The organism is Pseudomonas sp. MYb193 (genome assembly GCF_002966775.1).
Lineage (GTDB): Bacteria > Pseudomonadota > Gammaproteobacteria > Pseudomonadales > Pseudomonadaceae > Aquipseudomonas > Aquipseudomonas paracarnis.
Genome location: NZ_CP023269.1, coordinates 3,188,520 through 3,208,149, shown reverse-complemented (window position 1 = coordinate 3,208,149; position 19,630 = coordinate 3,188,520). Strand labels below are relative to the sequence as shown.

Annotated in this window: 15 protein-coding genes and 2 pseudogenes; 10 read left to right on the top strand and 7 right to left on the bottom strand. The window is 60.3% G+C overall.

What is annotated here, in order from left to right; genetic code table 11:
• The first annotated feature begins 256 nt into the window (after positions 1-256).
• The 3 genes from CLM72_RS14615 (at position 257) to CLM72_RS14600 (ending at position 4,222) form a co-directional block, all read left to right on the top strand.
• A protein-coding gene (locus CLM72_RS14615) for an IS3 family transposase (RefSeq protein ID WP_105226009.1) occupies positions 257-1,620 on the top strand; the annotation gives its coding sequence in 2 pieces (ribosomal slippage) (positions 257-722 and positions 722-1,620; 1,365 coding nt in all).
• Between the two features lie 666 nt (positions 1,621-2,286).
• A complete protein-coding gene (locus tag CLM72_RS14605) occupies positions 2,287-3,270 on the top strand; it encodes a GlxA family transcriptional regulator (protein ID WP_105226927.1) in 984 nt (327 codons plus the stop codon).
• Positions 3,271-3,307: 37 nt separating this feature from the next.
• A complete protein-coding gene (locus CLM72_RS14600) occupies positions 3,308-4,222 on the top strand; it encodes an ADP-ribosylglycohydrolase family protein (RefSeq protein WP_105226926.1) in 915 nt (304 codons plus the stop codon).
• Between the two features lie 3 nt (positions 4,223-4,225).
• Here CLM72_RS14600 and CLM72_RS14595 read toward each other — a convergent pair whose 3' ends face one another.
• The 5 genes from CLM72_RS14595 to CLM72_RS14575 form a co-directional block, all read right to left on the bottom strand.
• Positions 4,226-5,473, bottom strand: coding sequence for an FAD-binding oxidoreductase (locus CLM72_RS14595; RefSeq protein ID WP_105226925.1), 1,248 nt, complete (start codon positions 5,471-5,473; stop codon positions 4,226-4,228).
• A gap of 2 nt (positions 5,474-5,475) precedes the next feature.
• Entirely contained in the window at positions 5,476-7,047 is a 1,572-nt protein-coding gene (locus CLM72_RS14590; protein ID WP_105226924.1) for an aldehyde dehydrogenase (NADP(+)), read from the bottom strand.
• A gap of 163 nt (positions 7,048-7,210) precedes the next feature.
• Positions 7,211-8,158: a dihydrodipicolinate synthase family protein gene (locus CLM72_RS14585; protein ID WP_105226923.1), complete on the bottom strand. Its 948-nt coding sequence runs from the start codon at positions 8,156-8,158 to the stop codon at positions 7,211-7,213.
• Positions 8,159-8,195: 37 nt separating this feature from the next.
• Positions 8,196-9,122: a 4-hydroxyproline epimerase gene (locus CLM72_RS14580; protein WP_105226922.1), complete on the bottom strand. Its 927-nt coding sequence runs from the start codon at positions 9,120-9,122 to the stop codon at positions 8,196-8,198.
• 11 nt (positions 9,123-9,133) lie between these two features.
• A complete protein-coding gene (locus tag CLM72_RS14575) occupies positions 9,134-10,759 on the bottom strand; it encodes an APC family permease (protein WP_105226921.1) in 1,626 nt (541 codons plus the stop codon).
• Positions 10,760-10,946: 187 nt separating this feature from the next.
• Here CLM72_RS14575 and CLM72_RS14570 point away from each other — a divergent pair, with 187 nt between their 5' ends.
• Together CLM72_RS14570 and treS are read left to right on the top strand one after the other, a co-directional pair.
• Positions 10,947-11,756, top strand: a complete 810-nt coding sequence (locus CLM72_RS14570) for an AraC family transcriptional regulator (RefSeq protein WP_034127525.1) — start codon at positions 10,947-10,949, stop codon at positions 11,754-11,756.
• A gap of 153 nt (positions 11,757-11,909) precedes the next feature.
• The gene (gene treS, locus CLM72_RS14565; protein ID WP_105226920.1) at positions 11,910-13,973 is read left to right on the top strand and encodes a maltose alpha-D-glucosyltransferase; all 2,064 of its coding nucleotides are present in this window, start codon (positions 11,910-11,912) and stop codon (positions 13,971-13,973) included.
• Between the two features lie 163 nt (positions 13,974-14,136).
• Here treS and CLM72_RS14560 read toward each other — a convergent pair whose 3' ends face one another.
• A complete protein-coding gene (locus CLM72_RS14560) occupies positions 14,137-14,565 on the bottom strand; it encodes a glycine zipper domain-containing protein (protein ID WP_034127523.1) in 429 nt (142 codons plus the stop codon).
• A gap of 226 nt (positions 14,566-14,791) precedes the next feature.
• On the opposite strand from CLM72_RS14560, the gene CLM72_RS14555 reads away from it, so the two are divergent.
• Together CLM72_RS14555 and ltrA are read left to right on the top strand one after the other, a co-directional pair.
• The gene (locus tag CLM72_RS14555; protein ID WP_003191546.1) at positions 14,792-15,250 is read left to right on the top strand and encodes an Hsp20 family protein; all 459 of its coding nucleotides are present in this window, start codon (positions 14,792-14,794) and stop codon (positions 15,248-15,250) included.
• Positions 15,251-15,723: 473 nt separating this feature from the next.
• Positions 15,724-17,040: a group II intron reverse transcriptase/maturase gene (gene ltrA / locus CLM72_RS14545; protein ID WP_218275501.1), complete on the top strand. Its 1,317-nt coding sequence runs from the start codon at positions 15,724-15,726 to the stop codon at positions 17,038-17,040.
• A gap of 110 nt (positions 17,041-17,150) precedes the next feature.
• Here the strand turns inward: ltrA and CLM72_RS29290 are convergent.
• A pseudogene (locus CLM72_RS29290) lies at positions 17,151-17,252 on the bottom strand (LysR family transcriptional regulator); the annotation flags it as partial.
• A gap of 120 nt (positions 17,253-17,372) precedes the next feature.
• Here CLM72_RS29290 and CLM72_RS14535 point away from each other — a divergent pair.
• The 3 genes and pseudogenes from CLM72_RS14535 to pstS all read left to right on the top strand — a co-directional run.
• Positions 17,373-17,465 (top strand): annotated as a pseudogene (locus CLM72_RS14535) (hydrolase); the annotation flags it as partial.
• Positions 17,466-17,530: 65 nt separating this feature from the next.
• The gene (gene ycaC, locus CLM72_RS14530) at positions 17,531-18,157 is read left to right on the top strand and encodes an isochorismate family cysteine hydrolase YcaC (RefSeq protein WP_003191542.1); all 627 of its coding nucleotides are present in this window, start codon (positions 17,531-17,533) and stop codon (positions 18,155-18,157) included.
• A gap of 423 nt (positions 18,158-18,580) precedes the next feature.
• On the top strand, positions 18,581-19,612 hold the full coding sequence (pstS, locus tag CLM72_RS14525; RefSeq protein ID WP_054919120.1) for a phosphate ABC transporter substrate-binding protein PstS: 1,032 nt from the start codon (positions 18,581-18,583) through the stop codon (positions 19,610-19,612).
• Positions 19,613-19,630: the final 18 nt, after the last annotated feature.

The following is a 19,630-nucleotide window of genomic DNA, read 5'->3' as shown; positions in this document are numbered from 1 at the left end:
TAAACCCCGCTGGCCGGAATTCGACAGGGATTTGGGGGGTAAACCGGCAGGGATGCCGGTTTAGCCGCCCCGCGCCATGGATGGCGCGTGGCGGCGGCCCCCCAAATCACTGGCAGATTACGGGCACACCGAGCCTGGGCGAGGTGCCGAGGGGTGGGGCAAGAGCGCTTTGGTTACTTTCGCGCTTTTCGAAAGTGACCCGCCGTTGAACTGCCCCCCGAATGTTGGACACCTGACCCCCTCAGGAGGGTGTTCCATGACGAAATACAACCTAGCACTCAAGCAATCACTGATTGAAGAGTGTCTGTCTGCCAGTAGCGTTCATGAGGTGGCCCTCAAGCATGGCTTGAGTCCATCGCTGCTTCGTCGCTGGGTCAAGGGTTTTGAAAAGCACGGCGCCTCTGGCTTGATTGCCAAGTACAGCCATTACGATGCCCAGTTTAAATTGAAGGTTTTGCAGTGCATCAAACAAGACGGACTGTCGGACCAACAGGCCTGTATACGGTTTGATATCCGTGGTCCAAGTAGTATCAGACAGTGGCGAAAGTTGTACGATGAAGGCGGTGTAGAAGCACTACAACCGCATCGTCTTAAAGAGTCCAGCATGCCCCGCAAACCTTCCAGGCAACCCAAAGCAAGTCCTGCTCTTCCTGCGGACGCAGAACTGCCCCCTGCACAAATGCTCGCAGAACTGGCTTATCTGCGCGCGGAGAATGCCTATCTAAAAAAGCTCGATGCCTTAATCCAAGCGGATCCCCTTACTGCGCAGCCAAAAAAACGCAGGCCGTCCAAGGATTGAGGCATGAGCATCCACTTGCTCTGTTGCTACGTGCTGCGGCACTTGCACGCAGCACCTTCTATTACCAAAGTAAAACACTGCTAACCGACAAGCATGCCGGCCTTAAAGATCGCATCCGCAGCGTCTATCACGAGCATAAGGGGCGTTACGGCTACCGCCGCATCACCGCGACCCTTGGAAACAGTGGTGAGTTGATCAATCACAAAAAGGTGTATCGGCTGATGCAGATGATAGGCCTCAAGTCGCTGGTCAAAGTGAAGAAATATCGCTCTTACCGAGGTGCTGAAGGGCTTGTTGCGCCTGATCTACTAAAGCGCGAATTTAAGGCACAAGCCCCTAACCAGAAATGGGCAACCGACGTGACGGAGTTCAAGGTGAAGGGGCAAAAGCTGTTTCTCTCGCCTCTCATGGATTTGTACAACGGCGAGATCCTGGCTTACCAGATCAACCGACGTCCCGAATTCAAGATGGTTTCGACGATGCTGGAAAAAGCCTTCAGGCGACTGAATCAAGGTGACAGGCCGATACTGCACTCTGACCAGGGTTGGCAGTACAGGCAGCCTACCTACCGACACATGCTGGCCGAAAAGAGCATCGAGCAGAGCATGTCGCGCAAGGGTAATTGCTTGGACAATGCCGCCATGGAGAGCTTTTTCGGCACGCTCAAGAGCGAGTTTTTCTATCTGGAATCATTTGAGAGTGTGGAGCAACTGGCATCAGGCTTAGAGGATTACATCACCTACTACAACCAAGACCGCATAAGCCTCAGACTGAATGGCTTGAGTCCGGTACAGTTTCGGACCCAGGCACTAAATCAATAGCGTCTCCTGTCCAACTTTTGGGGGGCAGTTCACGTCAGGCGGAACCCTAAGTGGCCGTTACCTCAGCAATGGATATGTACACAATCCAACTGTATTGACCGCCAGGCCGCCTTCGCGAGCAAGCCCGCTCCCACAGTTGGATTGTGGGGTGTCAGGTAGAGAAGTGTCGGCTGATAGGCCGCCATCGCAGGCAAGCCAGCTCCCACAGTTGGATTGCAGGGTGTCATGGAGATAGGCGTCGGCTGTCAGGCCGTCACGGTAGCAAGCTCCCTCGCCACACTAATGCGGGCTTAGACCGGCGAGATGGTCGCCAACATGCCGATGCCAATGGTCAACACCAAAAAGCCAAACAGGAAAATTGCCATCTTGGTCATAAGGCCTCCGAGGGGAAGGGGACGACAGGAGTGTCGGGATGGGGCTATTGTCCGCCTCAAGCGGTTTTCAATACAGGCGCAGATCGAAAAGAAAAAACCGTATCAGATCACCGCGCAGCGCCTGGGCCGTGGCTTTTCAAGCGAACAGTTTTTATCAAGATCAGTGCAATGGCCGCTGCCAGCCTCGAGCGTCACCTGAGACAGGCACCGCATTTGCCCCTAAGATAGCGCCCACTGCACAACAATAAGCGTGGGCCGACCCTCGATGGAAAGACGCCAGTTCAGCGGTGGCATGCAAGGCAAGAACCTGCGCTACCTCAGTGATAACCCCCAGCAATCAACCTCGGTCACCCGTGTCGGTTTTTTGCTGCTCGAACACTTCTCCTTGCCGGCCTTTACCCAGACCCTCGATACGCTGGTGACCGCCAATCTGTTGCGCCCCGATCTGTTCGCTACGCGCACCTTCGGCTGGGGTGAGGGCGAAGTGATCAGCGACCTGGGCCTGGTCATTCGACCGGATGCGAACCTGATGCTGGCGATCTTGCAGGACTTGGACCTGTTGGTGATCTGCGGTGGTTTTCGCACCGAACTTAAGGCCAGCGAGCCATTTATCCAATGGCTGCGCAGTGCGGGTGAAGCGGGCGTGCGCCTCGCCGGTTTGTGGAACGGCTCGTGGTTCCTCGGGCGTGCGGGGCTGCTGCAGGGTTACCGCTGTGCCATCCACCCCGAACATCGCCCGGCGCTGGCCGAAGTGTCCAAGGCGGCGCAGGTCACCAGCGAACCCTACGTGATCGACCGCGACCGCCTTACCGCGTCCAGCCCGTCGGGGGCTTTCCATATGGCCTTGGACTGGATCAAGAGCCTGCATGGCAAAGCCTTGGTCGAAGGCATCGAAGATATCCTGGCGTTCGAAGAGTCGCGCTACCGCCGTATCAAACCCACTGAAAACATCTGTGTCAGCGCGCCGTTGCGCGAGGTGGTGAAGTTGATGGACGCCAACCTCGAAGAACCCCTGGAACTCGATCAACTCGCCGTCTACGCCGGCCGTTCCCGCCGCCAGTTGGAGCGCCTGTTCAAAGAACAACTGGGTACCACGCCGCAGCGCTACTACATGGAACTGCGCGTCACTGAGGCGCGACGCCTGTTGCAGCACACCGAGTTATCCCAAGTGGATGTGCTGGTGGCGTGCGGGTTTGTCTCGCCGAGCCATTTCAGCAAATGCTACAGCGCGTATTTCGGCTATCGCCCCTCCAAGGAGAAGCGGTTGGTCAAGTAGCCTGGCGGGTGTAGAAAGATTTTCACAAGGAGTGGCAATGGACATCACGCTTTTGGATCGTTATCGCGGCAGCCTACTTGGGCTGGCGTGTGGCGATGCTGTAGGGACGACGGTTGAATTCATGCCCCGCGGCAGCTTTTCTCCGGTGACGGATATGCTAGGCGGCGGACCGTTTAGCCTCAAGCCTGGCCAATGGACTGACGATACGTCCATGGCACTGTGTCTGGCCGAAAGCCTGTTGCGCAAAGGTGGTTTTGACGCGATGGACCAGATGGGACGTTATCTGAATTGGTGGAAGTGGGGTTACTTGAGTTCTACCGGAGAGTGCTTTGATATCGGCATGACGGTTCGCGAAGCGCTGGAGCAATTTCAGCAAAGTGGCAACGCTTTTGCGGGCTCAACGCATCCGTATTCGGCCGGCAATGGTTCAATGATGCGTCTCGCACCTGTCGTGTTGTTTTACTTTCCAGATAGGGCGGACATCAACCTGTTTGCCGAGCAAAGCTCGCGAACTACGCATGCCGCGCATGAGGCTATCGAGTGCTGCCTGCTGCTGGCCGAGGCTATCAGCAATGCCCTGAGCGGCGTGCCAAAGAAGCACGTGCTGAGTTTTTCCCACACCGCGCTGTCGGCTCCTAAGGTCAAGGCTATCGCCTCTGGCGACTATCGCGATAAAACCTCTGCTCAAATCGTTGGCTCAGGTTATGCGGTGGCTTCGCTGGAGGCCGCATTCTGGTGTTTCGATCAGACCTCCAACTTTGCTGAAGCGATACTGGCCGCCGCCAACCTTGGGGATGACGCAGACACTACTGCCGCAATCGTTGGGCAACTGGCGGGGGCGTATTACGGCGTCCAGGCTATCCCTGTCGGTTGGTTGAACAAGCTATGGATGCGCGATGAAATCCAAGAAACGGCTGATGCGTTATTCAGCACTTCGCGCCTACCACAGTAAGGTTCAGAAACGATCCAGCCGATAAGGCTGTAGTTCTGGCACCCGCTCACCCGCAGCAAGCTGCCCAACCCGCTCGGCCGTCACCGCCGCTTGTGTCAGTCCCAAATGCTGGTGACCAAATGCAAGCAGCACTTTGCCTTCGCACACCCGGTCAATGATCGGCAGCGAGTCGGGCAGGGAAGGGCGAAACCCCATCCAGGGCGTGGCTTCGCTGTCGCTCAGTTCGTGTCGGAACAACCCTTTGCTCAACCGGTGCAACTGCCAGGCCCGTTGCATATTGGCCGGGCGGTCGAGGCCGGCGAATTCGACCGTGCCGGCCAGGCGCAGGCCACCGGTCATGGGCGTCATGATGAATTTTCTCTCCAGCGAAGTGACCGCGAAGGGCAGTCGTTGTTGTTCGTGGGGCAGCATCAGGTGATAGCCACGTTCGGTGTCCAGCGGCACTTGTCTGCCGGTGAGAGCTGCGGTGAGTTTGGCCGAGTGGGCGCCGCAGGCGATCAGCACCTGCTGCGCTGTCAGTACGCCTTGGTCGGTCATCAGGGAAACGCCGCTACCCTCCAGGCGTCCGTCCAGAACGCGCTGCTGAAGAAATTGCACCCCCTCAGCCTTGGCCGCGTTCACCAGTTCGCCAACCACCGTGTACGGGTCCAGAAAGTGTCCGGTAGCGGGGAAGAACAACCCGCCTTGTATGGCGTCGCTCAGTTGCGGCGCAGCCTTGCGCACCGCATCGCCGCTCCAGAAGTCCACTGCGACGCCTTGCTGGGTCATGCGGTGCTGCAATGCATCCAGTGCTGCGCGGGATTCGGCGCGCTCAAACACCAATAGCGAACCGTCTTCACGCAGCAGTTGCGCTTGACCCATCGATTGCAGCAAGCGTTGCCACGCGCCCAGGCTGCCTTCGTTCAGCGCGCGAAGGCCTGCCACGGTGCGCTGGTAACGCGCTGGCCGCAGGTTCAGCAGCAGGCGTATAAACCAGGGCAGGGCGCGGGGCAGATAGGTCCAGTCCAGGCGCAGCGGGCCCATGGGGTCCAGCAGCATGGCGGGCAAGCGCTTGAGGATCGACAGGTCGGCGATGGGAAACACCTGTTCCGTCGCCAGGTGGCCGGCGTTGCCGTAGGAGGCGCCCATGCCGGGTGCTTGCGGGTCGAGCACAACGACTCGCCGGCCTTGGCGCGCCAACTGCAAGGCGCAGGCGACGCCGATAATGCCGGCGCCGACTACTACGATGTCTGCTTGCTTGGGATCGGCCATGATTATGCTTCTCGCTGGCCGTCGAGCAGGCGCCGCAGCTGCAGCGGGTTGTCGTGATGCAGGGCGGTGGGCTGCAACGCGTCCGGGAAGTCCTGGTAACACACCGGGCGCAGGAACCGCAGAATTGCCGCCGTGCCCACCGATGTGCTGCGCGCATCCGAAGTCGCTGGGAAGGGCCCGCCATGCACCATGGCGTCGCACACTTCTACGCCGGTCGGCCAGCCGTTCACCAGCAGGCGCCCAGCCTTGCGCTCCAGCACCGGCAGCAATGCCCGCGCCTGTGGCAGGTCGTGGTCATCCATGTGCAGGGTGGCGGTGAGTTGACCTTCCAGGTGCTCGGACACCTGGCGCATTTGCTCGACATCACGACACTGCACCACCAGCGAGGCGGCGCCGAATACTTCGGCTTGCAGGTGTTCATTGTCCAGGAACGCCTCGGCCTGGGTCACGAACAGATGGGCCTGGCCCTGGTTCGGCCCGGTCGCTGGCAAGCCCTTGGCAGCGATGTGAGCGTGCTGGGCCAGGGTCTTCAGGCCGGTTTCGTAAGCGCTGAAGATGCCCGGTGTGAGCATGGTCTGGGACGGGCAACGTGAGAGCCGCTCACTGGCAGACTGAATAAAACGGTCCAGAGCGGCGCCTTGCAGGGCAATCATCAGGCCAGGGTTGGTACAGAACTGGCCGGCGCCTTGGGTCAGCGACGCGACGAACCCTTCGGTCAAGGCTTCGCTCCGAGCTTCAAGCGCAGCAGGAAACAGGTACACCGGGTTGATCGAGCTCATTTCCGCATACACCGGGATCGGCTCCGGGCGTGCCTGCGCCGCTTGGCACAGGGCAATACCGCCACTGCGTGACCCCGTGAAGCCCACAGCCTTGATGCGCGGGTGGCGCACCAATGCGATACCCATCTCGTTACCCGCACCATAGAGCAGTGAAAACACACCCTCCGGCAAGCCACAATCTTTCACCGCCTGGGCGACGGCGCGGCCCACCAGTTCGCTGGTGCCGGGGTGCGCGTTATGCGCCTTGACGATCACCGGGCAACCGGCGGCAAGGGCCGATGCGGTATCGCCGCCCGCCACGGAGAAGGCCAGGGGGAAGTTGCTGGCACCGAACACGGCTACCGGGCCCAGGGCGATATGGCGCTGGCGCAGGTCGGCACGGGGCAGGGGTTGGCGCTGGGGTTGTGCGGTATCGACGCGCACGTCGAGCCATTCGCCCAGGCGCACGGTGCGGGCAAAAGCGCGCAGTTGCCCGCAGGTACGGCCGCGTTCACCCTCAATGCGTGCGCGAGGCAAGCCGGTTTCGGCGCAGGCGCGTTCGATCAACTCATCGCCCAGGGCTTCGATGTGGGTGGCGATGGTTTCAAGCAACGTGGCGCGATCTGCCAAGGTGGTTTCGCGGTAAGCGTCGAACGCGGCCCACGCCAGTGCGCAGGCCTGGTCGACGTGCTGCTCATCCCCGCCAGCGTAGGCGGGTTCCAGTGGGGTGTTGGTAGCGGGGTTGATGGCCCGGATCGCATCGCGATGGCCGCAAACGGATTGCTGACCGATCAGCATCTTGCCTGTCAGAGTCATGGGGACATCCTGGAAAACAAAAGAGGTGTTGTAGGCGCGAGCTTTTGTGGCGAGCAAGCTTGCTTGCGCTGGGGTGCGAAGCGCCCCCAATAAAAGCCGGAGACTGCTGCGCAGTCAGCGGGAGCAAGCTCCCTCGCCACAGCAAGCTCGCTCCTACACAAAATCAAGCGACGTTCTGTTCGGCCGACCAGTTGGCATACCACTGGCGGAACAGCGCGTACTGCTGCTCGGCATACCGGCGCTGGGCAGCGCTGAGCCCGTCGGTTTCGTTGAAGTGCAGGGCGTAACCCTGGTCGCCGTTGAGCACCATCAAATGCTTGTAATACAGCACCAGATCGCAACCCTCGTCGAACGACGATAACACCGCCAGCGCAGCTTCCAGCTCACGGGCCTGGCGACGCGCCTTGGCATCGCCCTTGGCGGCTTTTTTGCTCAGGGCCACCAGTTGCAGCACCTCGCGCGGCAGTGCATTGCCGATGCCGGTAATGGCGCCGGTGGCGTTGCAGTTGACGAAGCCGTGTACCACCTGGGTGTCGACGCCGACCATCAGGGTCACATCATCATCCTGGGAGGTGATATTTTCGGCGGCGTAGCGCAGGTCGGCGGCGCCGCCGAACTCCTTGAAGCCGATCAGGTTCGGGTGCTCGCGGCGCAGTTCGAAGAACAAATCAGCGCGGGTGGCGAAACCGTAGTAGGGGCTGTTGTAGATCACCGCCGGCAGGTTGGGGGCGGCGTTGAGGATTGCTGCAAAGTGGGCCTTTTGCGCAGTGACCGAAGCACCTCGGGACAGCACGCGGGGAATCACCATCAAACCATGGGCGCCGACGTTGGCGGCATGGGCTGCGTGGGATACGGCTTCACGGCTGTTCACCGCCCCCGTACCGACGATGGTTGGCACACCCGCAGCCACCAAGCGCGCCACGCCTTCCTGGCGCTGGGCCTCGGTGAGCAGCGGCCAGTCGCCCATGGAACCGCAATACACCACGGCACTCATGCCGATGTCGATCAGCTCGCGCCCCTTGGCGACCAGTGCGTCGAAGTCCGGTTGGCGCTCGGCGGTGCAAGGGGTCATCAGGGCGGGCATGCAGCCGGTGAAGATGTTGTCGCTCATGGTGCTAACTCCGGTTTCAGTGGAATGAATAATGGGCTCAGATGCCCCAGGCAAACGGGTCTTGTTCGTCGATCAGCAAGGTGCTGTCGGCGGTCATGTAGGCGCGGCCGGTGATGAATGGGCGTACGCGTTCGCCGTCCCATTCATAGCGGCCCAGGAACTGGCTGCCGGTGATGCTGGCTTGTACCCAGGGTGCTCCTGCCGCCAGTTTTGCGTCGGCGGCCAGGCAGGCGAGCTTGGCGCTGGTGCCGGTGCCGCAGGGGGAGCGGTCATAGGCTTTGCCGGGGCACATTACGAAGTTGCGGCTGTCGGCGTGGGCGTCGTCGGCGAACAGTTCGATATGGTCGATCAGCGCACCGTCTGCGCCACGGATGCCTTGGGCTTCGAGGGCTTTGAGCATGGCCCAGGTGTAGTCGGTCAGGGCCTCCACGTTATCCATCTGCAACTCATGGCCGTGGTCCGACACCAGGAAGAACCAGTTGCCGCCCCAGGCGATGTCGCCCAGCACCACGCCGTGCCCAGGCACTTCAACCGGCACCTGCTTGCGGTAGCGGTAAGCGGGCACATTGCGCAGGGTCACGCTGCCGTCCTCGTGCAAGGTGGCCGCGACCGGGCCGACCGGCGTGTCAAGGCTATGCACGCCCGGTTGGATCAGCCCCAGGTGGTGCAGCGAGGCAACCAGGCCGATGGTGCCGTGGCCGCACATGCCGAGGTAGCCGGCGTTGTTGAAGAAAATCACCCCGCAGGTTGCCCCCGGCGTGACTGGCGCGCAGTACAGCGCGCCCACCAGCACATCGTTGCCCCGTGGCTCCAGCAGGCAGGCGCGGCGCCATTGATCGTGGTGGGTGCGCAGGTGCTCCAGTTGGTCGGCGATCGTGTCGCCAACCAGCGCGGGGAAACCGCTCATGACCAGGCGTGTAGGTTCACCGCCGGTGTGTGAGTCAATCACGTGCAGCCGTTTCATAAGGCGCTCCATCAGTGGGTAGTCGGGGACAGTGGGGCGCTGTAGTGCGCATCGCTGACGGCCTCGCTTTCGTCCTCTTCCTGCTCCAGGCGTACCCAGTGGGCGGGTACGCCGGTGGCGGCGCCCCAGTAGTAAATGCCCAGGGCGCAGGCCGCCACCACCAAGGTGTCAAACGGGTGGCTGATCACCCCGATACCGCCAAAGCTGCCGAGTTTGGAGAGCAGGATGGTCACGGCGTAGAAGCCGATCAGCCAGGCCGAGGAGCGTACTTGTTGCTTGAGGTTCAGGTGCGCGGTCGGCACCCATCGCGCGCACAGCAGGTACACCACAAACATCAGAATTTGCAGGCCCAGCAGCCAGGACACGGTGCTCCAGCCCGACCAGTACACGATCAACGCAGCGATGATGAATGACAGCGGGCCCAGCACCGCCATGCCCTTGACCCGAAACGGGCGCGCCATGTCGGGTGCATTGCGGCGCAGGGCGGCGACCGTCACCGGGGCCACGGCATAACTGAGGATCAGGGCGGCGGACACCACGTTGATCAGCGCTTCCCAGGACGGGAACGGCAAGGTCCAGAACACCGACAGGCCAAAGGTCAGCCACAGCGCCGGGCGCGGGATGCCGGACTTTTCATCGATGCGCGTGAAGATCTTGAAAAAGGTGCCGGTCTGCGCCCAGCCATACACCACGCGCGGGGTGGCGTTCATGTAGATGTTGCCGCAGCCGCTGGGGGAGATCACTGCATCGGCCACCACCAGGTAGGCCAGCCAGCCCACGCCCAGCGCCAGGGCGATGTCGCGATAGGGCAGGGCCAGTTCCTTGCTGATGCCGGCCCAGCCATTGGCGAGCATTTCGGTAGGCACGCCGCCGAGGAACGCGGTTTGCAGCAGCACATAGATGGCCGTAGACAACAGTACCGAGAGGATCAAGGCGATGGGGATGGTGCGCTGTGGGTTTTTCACTTCGCTGGCCACCGAAATGATCGGCGTCAGGCCCAGGTAGGCAAAGATCACCCCGCCTGCCGACACGGCCATCTCGATGCCCGACAAGCCGAACGGTGCAAAGCCATGTACCTGGAAGTTCTCCGGCTTAAAGAAGGTGAACAGCACGCCGATCACCAGCAACGGCACGATGAACTTGAATACGCTCACCAGGTTATTGGCGATGGCAAAGGTCTTCACGCTGCGGTAATTGAGCACAAAGAACAGGCACAGCAAGGCAAATTGCACCAGCCAGCCCAAGGTGGTGGGGTCGCTGGAGCCGGCCTTGGTCAACTGGGGAAACCAGGCTGCCGCATATTGGCGCGAGGCGACCACTTCAATCGCCACCAGGCTAGAAAACGCGATCAGCGTGATAAAGCCCATCAGGTAGCCCAGCAGCGGGCCATGGGAGTACACCGGGTAGCGCACCACGCCGCCAGCGCGGGGCAGGGCGGCGCCCAGTTCGCAGTAGACGATGCCGAGCAACAGCACGGCGAAACCGCCCAGCAGCCAGGAAAAAATCCCCGCCGGGCCTGCGATGGCAGACACGTGACTGGCGGCGAACAACCAACCCGAACCGAAGATGGCTCCCAACCCGATAAAGGTGAGGTCCATCAGTGACAGCTGTTTCTTGAACTTGCCTTGGCCTGACATAGCGGCGCCTTCTTGTGAGTTATTGGATAGGCATGCAGTGGCGCTATCCTGAACCCATCAGGCAGGCTGACGATTGATGTTTTGCGCAGGGATGGATGACGAATTCAGCACAATTTGCCGTGCTCGACAGCGCTCGCCCCATGCCTCAATCTGCTGGCTGTCGACGAATAAAGGGGCTGAGAAAGTCATGTTGCAAAGCGCGTTCGCGAGCCTTTTCCAGGGCAGCCGACCCCACAGCATCGAGCAGCTATTAAGCGGGGTAGAGCAGTTGCTGCCGATGCTTGATGTACTGCCCAATGCTGCGATTTTCATCAAGGACATCGACGCTCGCTACGTGCTCGCCAACCGCACCCTGGTGCAACGCTGCGGCCTCAAACAACTGCAACCGCTGCTGGGCAAGACCAGCGCCGAAGTGTTTCCCGCACAATTGGGCCCCGGCTATACCGAACAGGACCGGCGCGTGCTGAAGCAAGGCCTGGTACTGGAGGATCAACTCGAACTGCACCTCTACGGCACCCGCGAACCGGGCTGGTGCCTGACCCACAAGTGGCCGCTGTACAACCAGCTCGGTGCGATCATCGGCCTGGCCGGGATCTCGGTAGACCTGCAATCAGCCAGTGAAACCCACCCGGCCTATCAGCGTCTGGCGGCGGTGGACGAACACATCCGCAGCCACTTCAACCGCCGTGTCACCCTGGGGGAATTGACCCGCATCGCCGGGATTTCCGTGGCGCAACTGGAGCGCTACTGCAAGCGCGTGTTTCACCTCACGCCTCGGCAAATGATCCAGAAAGTCCGGCTGGAACACGCCCGGCGGTTGTTGCATACCGAACTGCCGATTACCGAGGTGGCGCTGCAATGCGGGTACACCGATCACAGCGCGTTTACCCGGCAGTTCAAATCTTCAACCGGGTTCACCCCGAGGCAGTACCGGCAAGCGACGCAAGGCGGCAGGCCAGATGAAAATCTAATGTGGGAGGGGGCTTGCCCCCGATAGCAGTGTGTCAGTCAGGATATTTTTATCTGATCCACCGCCATCGGGGGCAAGCCCCCTCCCACATTTGGATGAAGCCAAGTCGATGCAACGAATGCCGCCCACGCCCCTCATATGCTTACACCGACCCTTTTCACCACGACAGGTACCGAGCTTATGACCGCGGCGAACAACGATCATGTGAACTGGCTGGTGCAACACTCCATGCTCCACGCAGCGCGGCAGCGGGCCAAGCTCTATTCGGGGCAAGGCCGCCTGTGGCAGCAGCCCTATGCACAGACCCGGCCGCGTGACGCTTCAGCCTTGTCGTCGGTGTGGTTCACGGCCTATCCCGCCTCGATTGTCACCCGCGAAGGCGGCACCGTGCTGGAGGCGCTGGGGGACGAAACCCTGTGGCATACCCTGTCCAAGATCGGCATCCAGGGCATTCACAATGGGCCGTTGAAGAAGTCCGGTGGCTTGTCTGGCACCGAGCACACCCCGACCATCGACGGCAATTTCGACCGCATCAGCTTCGACATCGACCCGCAACTGGGCACCGAGGCACAATTGCAGGCCTTGACGCGCATGGCTGCCGCGCACAATGCGGTGATCATCGACGATGTAATCCCGTCGCACACCGGCAAGGGCGCGGACTTTCGCCTCGCAGAAATGGCCTATGAGGACTATCCCGGCCTGTACCACATGGTCGAAATACGCGAGGAAGACTGGCCGTTGCTGCCCGACGTGACTGCCGGACGCGATGCACACAACCTTAGCCCCTCCCAGGTAGACGCACTGCGCGACAAGCACTACATCGTCGGCCAATTGCAGCGGGTGATTTTCTTCGAGCCCGGCGTCAAAGAAACCGACTGGAGCGCCACCCCGGTGGTGCTCGGCGTGGATGGCAAGCCGCGGCGCTGGGTGTACCTGCATTACTTCAAGGAAGGCCAGCCCTCGCTCAACTGGCTCGACCCTTCGTTTGCTGCGCAGCAGATGATCATCGGTGATGCGCTGCACGCCATTGATGTGATGGGCGCGAAAATCCTGCGCCTGGACGCCAACGGCTTTCTCGGCGTGGAGCGCAAGCTCGATGGCACGGCCTGGTCCGAAAGCCATCCGCTGTCGATCACCGGCAATCAGTTGCTCGGCGGCGCCATTCGCAAGGCGGGCGGTTTCAGTTTCCAGGAGCTCAACCTCACCGTGGACGACATCGCGTCGATGTCCCACGGTGGCGCTGACCTGTCTTATGACTTCATCACCCGGCCGGCCTACCAGCATGCATTGCTGATGGGCGACACCGAGTTCCTGCGTCTGATGCTGCGTCAGATGCACAGCCTCGGCATCGACCCCGGCTCGCTGATTCACGCGCTACAGAACCACGATGAACTGACCCTGGAGCTGGTGCACTTCTGGACGCTGCACGCCCATGACAGCTTCCTGTTCCAGGGCCAGACCTTCCCCGGCAACATCCTGCGCGAGCATATCCGCGAACAGATGTACGAACGCCTGACCGGTGAGCATGCGCCGTACAACCTCAAGTTCGTCACCAACGGCGTGTCCTGCACCACCGCCAGCATCATCACCGCAGCCCTGGGTATTCGTGACCTGGAGGCGATCACCCCGGCGGATATCCAGCAGATTCGCCAGATCCACTTGCTGCTGGTGATGTACAACGCCATGCAACCTGGGGTGTTTGCCTTGTCCGGCTGGGACCTGGTGGGCGCGCTGCCGTTGGCGGCCGAAGAAGTGGCGCACCTGATGGCCGATGGCGACACTCGCTGGATCCACCGTGGCGCCTATGATCTGGTAGACCTGAACCCCGAGGCCGAGCTGTCGGCCGGGCAGATGCCGCGCTCCAAAAGCCTGTATGGCAGCCTGAACAGCCAACTGCAGGACCCGGAGTCATTCGCCTCCCAACTGCAAAAAATCCTCGCCGTGCGCCGCGCCTACGACATCGCCGCCAGCCGCCAGATCCTGGTGCCGGACGTCGAGCACCCAGGCTTGCTGATCATGGTTCACGAACTACCGGCGGGTAAGGGCACGCAAATCACCGCGCTGAACTTTGGGGCCACGCCGATCACTGAAACCCTGCACCTGCCCAACATCGCACCGGGCCCGGTGGTGGATATCATCAATGAGCGGGTGGAAGGCGATTTGACCGAGGAGGGCGCGTTCACGATCACGCTGGACGCCTATGAAGGGCTGGCGTTGCGGGTGGTGAGCAGCACGCCGATGTAAAGGCGACGAAACGGTAACTGTGGCGAGGGAGCTTGCTCCCGTTGGACTGCGTAGCAGTCCCAGCCTCTTTGAACAAAAGAGCGGGGCGGCTTCGCGCCCCAACGGGAGCAAGCTCCCTCGCCACAGGTTAGTGTTTGTTGGCTGACAGCGCCGTGCCACGCGATCAGTGGTGCTTGTTCTTGTGCTTATGCTTGTTGCCTTTGTGCTTGCCGCCACCCGAACGATGACCGCTCTCGTCATCGGCCAGGTTGTTACCCAGCGCGCCACCGGCTGCGCCACCCACGCCGGCGCCGATGGTCGAGCCGGTGGTGCCGCCCAGGCGATTGCCAATCAGCGAACCGCCTGCCGAGCCCAAACCGCCGCCAATCGCCGCTTCGGTCTTGTTGCCCTTCTGCGCACCCACTGCACTCCCGGCTGCGCCCCCCACGCCGGCGCCGATGGCCGCACCTGTCGAGCCACCGAGCTGCTGGCCGACCACGTTGCCCAATACACCGCCGACACCGCCTCCCAGCGCCGCCGTACCATCTCCAGCGGCCAGGGCCCCCTGGGAGATCAGGATGCCCAATGCCAGGGCCGGGAATGTCATTTTCATTTTTATGTACCTCAAGGGCTGTCTCAGGCGCTCACGGGGTAAAGCACGCCTGGCAATTTGATTAGAGCACACGCCATAACACTTGGGCTTGGGTGATCGCCCCTTGCACAAGAAAATTTTTTTCGGCCCTCTTGAATTCCTTTTGCGCGTCCATAAATTTTTGATCACGCGATGCCGAATCCGGGTCGCGTACTAAATCACTTGGAGAAACTCAGGAGATTTTAAAATGGCTACTACCCTGTCGTTGGCCCCACTGTTCCGTCAATCGGTGGGCTTTGATCGCTTCAATGACCTGTTCGAGTCGGCGCTGCGCAGCGAGGCTCCGAACTCCTATCCACCTCACAACGTGGAAAAGCACGGTGACGACGCGTACCGCATCGTGATCGCCGTCGCTGGCCTGACCGAGGAGGATCTGGATATCCAGGTCGAGAGGGGTGTATTGACGGTTTCCGGCGGAAAACGCGAAACCGACGATAAGGTCGCTTACCTGCACCAGGGCATTGCCCAACGTGCGTTCCGGTTGTCGTTCCGCTTGGCCGACCATATCGAAGTACGTGGCGCATCCCTGACCAACGGTTTGCTCAACATCGACCTGCTGCGTGAAGTGCCTGAAGAGGCCAAGCCAAAACGCATCATGATTGGTGGTGAGGCCAAACCCGAGCTGCGTCAGGTCAGCTTGCAGTAAAACAATCGGCGGTAAAAAGGCGCTCTGCGGAGCGCCTTTTTTGTGTGCGCCCAGCATGGGCGCAATCTTGTGGGTGAGAGTCCCGCCGTGAGCTGACCACAGCGAACGAAGTGAAGCGCAACTGCATGAGGGCGACCGAGTGTGGGGAGGAAGCGTGAATCGAAGCCATGAGCCGATGTACAAGAACCGGATATAAGGCAAAGCCGATCAGGGCGAGCGGGCACAAAACCGCGAAGCTCTTGTGGTCAAGGATCAGGCTGTGTAAATCCGGCGGTTGTGTGGTGAAGGATTGCGTTCTTACCTGGGGAGATCTCGCCTCATGCCTGAAAGGGCGACGGTGCAAGCCGGAGCGAGAAGTCAGCAGAGGCCGTAGTAGTCTTTTTTTTTTTGACGAAGGGCCGAACGAGAGAAAGCGTTATAGGCCATGTTGATGCGAAAGACCGGAAGTCAGATGCCTGCCAAACGCGGGGCTGATGGAGACTGCGAACGGTGAAGCCGTGAGAAGCTCCGTCAGCGACGAGGTCAATCGCCCGCAAAATGAAACCGACAACGCAGGGCAAGGGCTGCTGGAGCGGGCCTTTGCGAGAGAAAGCCTGAAGCGGGCGTGGAAACGGGTCAAGGCCAACAAAGGTGCGGCGGGGGTCGACGGTCTGGATATTGATCAGACGGCCGAGTACCTGCTGACCCAATGGGCGGCGATTCGTGAACAGCTTCTATCAGGTGTCTACCGGCCCAGTCCGGTACGGCGTGTAACCATTCCCAAACCCGACGGCGGTCAACGCGAGCTGGGTATCCCAACGGTCACCGACCGCTTGATCCAACAAGCGTTGCTGCAAGTCTTGCAGCCATTACTCGATCCGACTTTCAGTGAACACAGCTACGGCTTCCGTCCTGGACGCTGTGCGCAGGGCGCCGTTTTAGCGGCTCAGCGCTATGTTTCTTCAGGGCGTAAAGTGGTGGTGGATGTTGATCTGGAGAAATTCTTCGACCGGGTCGACCACGATATTTTGATGGATCGTTTACGCAAACGGATCGCGGATCGGGCGGTTATCCGGCTGATTCGTGCGTATCTGGATGCGGGAACGCTGATCAATGGCGTGGTCGAGAAAAGTCGCTGCGGGGTGCCGCAAGGCGGCCCGCTGTCGCCGTTGCTGGCGAATGTGCTACTGGACGAAGTGGATCGGGAGCTTGAACGTCGAAGTCATTGCTTCGTGCGCTATGCCGACGATGCGAACGTTTATGTTCGTAGTCAGAAGGCGGGGCAACGGGTGATGGATTTGCTGAAGCGTCTGTATGAAAAGCTGCACTTGAGCGTCAACGCGAGTAAGAGTGTGGTGACGAGCGCGTTTGGTCGCAAGTATTTGGGCTATGAGTTGTGGTCATTCCGCGACGAAGCTAAGCGTGCTGCCTCTTATGAAGCGCAGAAGCAGTTCAAGCAGCGAATACGCTGGTACACCCGACGCTCGTGTGGTCGTAGCTTGCAGCAAATCGTCGATGAGCTGCGCCCTTACATTTTGGGCTGGAAAGCTTACTTCGGGTTGTCGCAAACCCCAGCCGTCTGGCGTGAGCTGGACGAATGGATGCGACACCGATTGCGAGCTATCCAGCTCAAACAATGGAAGCGCGGAACGACGACGTATCGCGAGTTGCGAGCACTTGGCGCGAGTAACCAAGTGGCGCAGAAGGTGGCAGGAAACACCTGCCGCTGGTGGCATAACAGTCGTCTGGAGCTGAATCGCGTGCTTACTATTGCGTGGTTCGACAGGCTGGGATTAGTACGTCTCTCATAACCTCAATCTCTCGAACCGCCCGGTGCGGACCCGCATGCCGGGTGGTGTGGCAGGGGAGCGGCCTGTGAAGGCCGCCCCCTATGCCGATGCGCGTTGTAAGCGCAGGCCGGCTAAGCCTGGGTATTGGGTGCAAACAACTGCCTGGCCTCGGCAAAACACTTCTCTGCAATGACCGAGCGCGGTTCGGTCTTGCGCATCACCATGCCCAGGGGCGTGCGGTTGCATTGTTCCATTTTTGAGATGGAGCGGCCCGTTTCAGCCACTACCTAACCCTGAACACGATGATTAAGGTGGCTCCACTGTTTTTTGGGTGGTCCAACGTCTACACCCAGGCCATGCCGCACTATCAGCTTCTCATCGAGAGCTACATCAAGGCTCAGGAAGTGGCAAACAACCACGAAGTACTAGACTCACAGCGCATGTAAATACGCTGGGGCCTTTTGCGGTTCGCCCATGTTGGGCGCCGCGTCTATCTATCAGGAGTATGAAGATGTCTACACCTTACGTTCGTTTGGACAAAGACAACGCCGCGGTACTGTTGGTCGACCACCAGGCCGGCTTACTGTCATTGGTCCGCGACATCGACCCGGACAAATTCAAAAACAACGTGCTGGCCCTGGCTGACCTGGCCAAGTACTTCAAGCTGCCGACCATCCTCACCACCAGTTTCGAAACCGGCCCCAACGGCCCGCTGGTGCCCGAACTCAAGGCACTGTTCCCGGATGCGCCGTACATTGCGCGCCCGGGCCAGATCAATGCCTGGGACAACGAAGACTTCGTCAAGGCCATCAAGGCCACCGGCAAGAAGCAATTGATCATTGCCGGCGTCGTGACCGAAGTGTGCGTGGCGTTCCCGGCGCTGTCGGCCCTGGCCGAAGGCTTTGAAGTGTTTGTGGTCACCGACGCCTCTGGCACCTTCAACGAACTGACCCAGCAATCGGCCTGGGCCCGCATGTCGGCCAACGGCGCGCAACTGATGACCTGGTTTGGCCTGGCTTGTGAGCTGCACCGCGACTGGCGCAACGATATCGAGGGCTTGGGGACGTTGTTCTCCAACCACATTCCGGACTACCGCAACCTGTTCACCAGCTACAACGCGTTGACTGAAGGCAAGTAAGCCTGACGCGAGGCTGCCGCTAGCCCTGAGGGGGACGGTACAGCGCCTATTTCACTGACACCCCTAGGTCCAAATGTGGGAGCTGGCTTGCCTGCGATGGCGTCATTGCGCCTGGCACCTATTTATCTGACACCGCGCGATCCAGCTGTGGGTGTCAGGTAAGTAGGTGTCTGCTGGCAGACCGTCATCGCAGGCAAGCCAGCTCCCACAGTTGGATCGGCGTCGACCGTCGCGGAAGCAAGGTCAGTACCGCTAGAGGGATGACAGCACTTTAGTCGTAATTTGTTACTAACCAATGCCCTAAAAATACAACGCTGTGGCGGCAAAGCGGGACAAAACACCCTCTCGCCATTCAATTTTCATAAAAATGTAACAACCCTGCTTCACAGTTCGGGAGCCCGTCACCACAACGAGTTCCTTTTAATGAAAAGCTTGATGAAGTCCGCAGCACTCGCCGTCACGGTATCCCTGTGTGCCTCCTCCTTGACCTTCGCCGCCGAAAACGTGCGCCTCACCGGCTCCGGCGCCAGCTTCCCTGCACCGATCTACCTCACCTGGTTCAAGGATTTCAGCAAGAAGACCGCTGGCGTCACCGTGGATTACCAGTCCAAGGGCAGCGGCGCAGGTGTGCAGGACTTCCTGAATAAAACCGTCGACTTCGCCGCCAGTGACTCGGCCATGAAAGACGAAGACATCGCCAAGGTTGCCGAAGGCGTGCAGTTGCTGCCAATGACTGCAGGTGAAATCGTGCTGGCCTATAACCTGCCGGGCAATCCCAAGGGCCTCAAGCTGCCACGCGATGTTTACTCCAATATCTTCCTGGGCAAGATCACCAAGTGGAACGACCCACAGATCGTCGCCGCCAACCCGGACCTGAAACTCACCGACACGCCGATCACCGTTGTGGTACGTGCAGACTCCAGCGGCACCACGGCGGTATTCACCAAGCACCTGGCCACCATCAACCCTGAATTCAAAACGGCACTGGGGGAGGGCAACACCGTCAACTGGCCGGCCAGCGACAAATTCATCAAGTCGCCCAAAAACGATGGTGTGACCGCCACCGTACGCCAGACCCCAGGCGCGATTGGCTACATCGAGTACGGTTTTGCCAAACTGGCCAAGGTTGACTTCGCCCAGTTGCAGAACAAGGCCGGCCAGTACGTGGTGCCGAACGCCGAAAGCGGCGCCGAGGCCCTGGCCGCAGTGAAGATGCCGGAAAGCCTGGTGGCCTGGTTGCCGGACCCGGACGGTGCCAAGTCTTACCCGATCACCTCGTACACCTGGATGATCTTCCGCAAGGACAACGGCAACCCTGCCAAGGCCAAGGCCATGCGCGAAATGGTTGAGTACAGCCTGACCGAGGGGCAGAAAATCGCCGACTCGATGGGGTACATCCCGCTGCCGCCATCGGTGGTGGAGCAGGTACGCAAAGCCTCCGCCAACATTCAGTAACACCCGTGAGGCCGCTCT

Coding starts and splice junctions, on each gene's coding strand:
- ltrA (WP_218275501.1), top strand. CDS start 15,724: ATGGAGACTGCGAACGGTGAAGCCGTGAGAAGCTCCGTCAGCGACGAG.
- treS (WP_105226920.1), top strand. CDS start 11,910: ATGACCGCGGCGAACAACGATCATGTGAACTGGCTGGTGCAACACTCC.
- CLM72_RS14585 (WP_105226923.1), bottom strand. CDS start 8,158: ATGAGCGACAACATCTTCACCGGCTGCATGCCCGCCCTGATGACCCCT.
- CLM72_RS14600 (WP_105226926.1), top strand. CDS start 3,308: ATGGACATCACGCTTTTGGATCGTTATCGCGGCAGCCTACTTGGGCTG.
- CLM72_RS14575 (WP_105226921.1), bottom strand. CDS start 10,759: ATGTCAGGCCAAGGCAAGTTCAAGAAACAGCTGTCACTGATGGACCTC.
- CLM72_RS14605 (WP_105226927.1), top strand. CDS start 2,287: ATGCAAGGCAAGAACCTGCGCTACCTCAGTGATAACCCCCAGCAATCA.
- CLM72_RS14560 (WP_034127523.1), bottom strand. CDS start 14,565: ATGAAAATGACATTCCCGGCCCTGGCATTGGGCATCCTGATCTCCCAG.
- CLM72_RS14555 (WP_003191546.1), top strand. CDS start 14,792: ATGGCTACTACCCTGTCGTTGGCCCCACTGTTCCGTCAATCGGTGGGC.
- ycaC (WP_003191542.1), top strand. CDS start 17,531: ATGTCTACACCTTACGTTCGTTTGGACAAAGACAACGCCGCGGTACTG.
- CLM72_RS14595 (WP_105226925.1), bottom strand. CDS start 5,473: ATGGCCGATCCCAAGCAAGCAGACATCGTAGTAGTCGGCGCCGGCATT.
- CLM72_RS14590 (WP_105226924.1), bottom strand. CDS start 7,047: ATGACTCTGACAGGCAAGATGCTGATCGGTCAGCAATCCGTTTGCGGC.
- CLM72_RS14580 (WP_105226922.1), bottom strand. CDS start 9,122: ATGAAACGGCTGCACGTGATTGACTCACACACCGGCGGTGAACCTACA.
- pstS (WP_054919120.1), top strand. CDS start 18,581: ATGAAAAGCTTGATGAAGTCCGCAGCACTCGCCGTCACGGTATCCCTG.
- CLM72_RS14570 (WP_034127525.1), top strand. CDS start 10,947: ATGTTGCAAAGCGCGTTCGCGAGCCTTTTCCAGGGCAGCCGACCCCAC.